Source organism: Microcoleus sp. LEGE 07076 (genome assembly GCF_015207455.1).
In the GTDB taxonomy this organism is placed as follows: domain Bacteria; phylum Cyanobacteriota; class Cyanobacteriia; order Cyanobacteriales; family Microcoleaceae; genus Microcoleus.
Genome location: NZ_JADEWV010000377.1, coordinates 1 through 3,191 on the forward strand (window position 1 = coordinate 1; position 3,191 = coordinate 3,191).

Here is a 3,191-nt window from a genome sequence, read left to right on the forward strand (position 1 = left end):
GCATTTCTTGACCCCACCGAGATACGATCCAAGGAGAAGCGACACAAGTTACTAAAATCATGGCAATGATGCCGTTCACCGTTACGCGATCGACCAATTTAATATCAAAAGCAACCGTAATCGCAGCCAAAGTAGAAGCAGCTTGAGCAACAGAAAGACCGAACATTACCATAATGTTCGGAAACTGAAAACCAAATAATTTCCCCGGTATCCAAGCTGCCAAAAACTTGCTCGCCACCTCTGCTAAAATCATCACCCCAGCCACCAACAAAGACTGCGGCTGCTTCACCAAAATTAGCGGATCGATCAACATCCCCACCGAAATCAGAAAAAACGGCACAAACAGCGTATTGCCAATAAACTCAATCCGATTCATCAGCGGGCTCATTTTGGGGATAATTTGAGTAATGGCAATTCCCGATAAAAACGCACCAATAATTGCCTCAACTTCAATCATTTCCGCTGCGTAAGAAACCAAAAACAAGGTGGCTAGTACAAACATAAATTCGGCGTTTTCGTCATGTCCGAATTTCTTGAAAAACCAGCGACCGATTTTGGGAACTCCCCACAAAGTAGCAAAAGTGTAGATAGTAAGAGATGGAATTAGAAATAACCAAAAATCGAGAGTGAGATTTCCTTTATAAGCTTTGACAACAACTGCCAGCACCAAGAGTCCCAATACATTCGTAATTAAAGTCCCCCCCAAAGTCGCAGTAATAGTCTGAGTTCGCATCAGTCCCAATTTTGTGAGAATTGGTAAGGCTAAAAGCGTGTGCGTAGCAAAACAAGAAGCGACCAAAATTGCAGCCAGCAATTTATATCCCAACAGCAGCATTGCTCCCGTCCCCAAGATCATCGGCAGCGCAAAAGTAGCCAGCCCAAATATGATAGCTTTGTCTGCATTGAGTTTGAGGTCGTCGAGGCTAGTTTCCAGTCCTGCTAGGAACATCAAAAATAGCAATCCTACGGTACCTAACAGAACCATAGTAGCGTCCCGTTCCAGCAAATGGAAACCGTTGGGGCCGACAATTACCCCAGCAATAATTAAACCGACTATTCCCGGCAATCGCAAGCGCTCAAATAACAGCGGGGCGATTAACATGATTGCTAAAAGAACCAGGAAAACTGGAACTGGAGCAGTGATAGGACCGGAATTTAACATAATTTCTTATCCTACATATTCGCACCGAACTGTTACCAGTTTTCCCATAAAAAATCAAAATATCTATCAATCTAAAGAGGGATTTTGGAGAAATTGCAGCCGTTATTGCTAATAACTACGATTGACCGGAATTGACCCAGTTTCTTCGCAAAAGATCGGTTTGTAGTCAGGACTTCAGTCCTTATCTAAATCCGAGGACTAAAGTCCTGACTAAAAACCCGGTTCGTAGTCAGGACTTCAGTCCTTCTAAAAATCCCAGGACTAAAGTCATGACTACAAACCTATTGAAAATCCAAAACTGGGAAAGGTTTTGCCGCTTCCATCTGCGCGGCTAAAGCAATTAAAGTTGCTTCTGCTGCCGGCCGCCCGATAATTTGAATACCCACGGGTAAACCGTTATCATCTAAAATTGCCGGAAGTGCGATCGCAGGCAAACCGCTAGCATTAAACGGCGGACAAGGAGCAATCCAATTAATAATATTAGCCAAAGTTTCCTCGCAGCTCAGATCCGCCCACTCACCGATCCGAATTGGCGAGTGCATATAAGTCGGCAAAACTAACACATCAAAATTTTCAAAGAATCCCACAATCCGCCGTGAAATAACCTGCATTTGATTCACCGCCCGCAAATATTCTCCAGCGGAAACTGTTCTTTCCAACAACCACCGATTCATCGGTTCCAAAGCAGGGCCTGGAATGCCGCTTGCAGCCGCTCCTGACTGCCAAATTAGTGTAAACGGTTCGATTAAACCCGTAAAATCTGGGCATCCGGGTTCTACATTGTGACCCAAATCTGTCAATAATTTGACAGTTTCGTGTACCGCTTGCTGACAGATAGCCTCCGCCTCGCCCACGGAGGGAATAGCGGTAGAAAAAGCAATTCGCAGATTGCCCGCTTTTTGACCTGAAGCTTCTAGAAATGTCGGATTTGGATCTGGTAGCCAGTACGGATCGCCTGTTGTGTAGCCTGACATGACATCCAAAAGTGCTGCCGCGTCAGCTACAGTGCGCGCGAGGGGGCCGTTGGCAGAAATGCCGCTGAGGTAATCTCCGACTGGTGCCCAGGAAACTCGCCCCCGCGAGGGTTTTATGCCCACTAAACCGCAGGCGGAAGCTGGGCCTCGGATCGAACCGCCGCCGTCTGAACCTTGGGCGATCGCGCATAAACCCGCCGCTACAGCCGCCGCTGAGCCGCCGCTGGAACCTCCCGGCGTGTAGTCTAAATTCCAGGGATTGCGCGCGGGCGGGAAACCTTCGGGTTCGGTGTAAGGCAATGAGCCAATTTGAGAGGTTGCTGTTTTGCCCAGAATGTTAAATCCGGCTGCTTTGATCCGCCATACTACTGACTCGTCGTAGGCAGATATATTACCCTGCAATGCTTGAGTCCCGTAAGTACACGGAAGCCCGGTAACTGGTGTCAAGTCTTTAATGGCGATCGGCACTCCGAAAAAAGGCGGCAATTCTTGCAGCTTGTTTAACCCGGCAAGTTGTTCGGTTTGCGATTTAGCCAGGGCGATCGCCCGATCGGCCGTTACTGTAAAATAACTGCCAAGCTCGGGGTTTAATCGCTCAATGCGTTCCAAGTACAGATTCACAAGTTCTAGAGGCGACACTTCCAGAGTGCGGATCGACTCCGCTAATTCCAGAGCTGGAGTAAAAGCCCGATCGACAGAATTCATCGGTTTAAGTCCTTAATACTTTTTTGGCAGTATCAATTTATACTTTTTTTTGAACGAAAAGTCTTGGCAGGTAAAAAATATTTCCCGTGTCGAAAATCCATATTAGATAGTAGCTCGATTTTATTCGCATCCTGCAAGCAGCAGAATATTTCGTTACTGGTGCAGCAGTGTGCTCCTCTTTTGGGATAGACTGATCGCAACAGTCCAGCCTTTGTGCAAGAGACGCACGTGGCGATCGGCATTGTCCAACTTCCACAAATCATCTGTTCGAGTCAGCCTTCTCAGCAACTTAAGGTAGCGCATATGACACAACAGCATCCGCCAGCACCTCGCCCGCCCGTACCCCTGTC

Annotated in this window: 2 protein-coding genes; both read right to left on the reverse strand. The window is 47.2% G+C overall.

The window, feature by feature from the left end; genetic code table 11:
- On the reverse strand, positions 1-1,162 hold a 1,162-nt coding region (locus tag IQ270_RS29245; protein ID WP_193976617.1), incomplete at its 3' end, for a cation:proton antiporter.
- 281 nt (positions 1,163-1,443) lie between these two features.
- A complete protein-coding gene (locus IQ270_RS29250) occupies positions 1,444-2,841 on the reverse strand; it encodes an amidase (RefSeq protein ID WP_193976618.1) in 1,398 nt (465 codons plus the stop codon).
- Positions 2,842-3,191 lie beyond the last annotated feature (350 nt).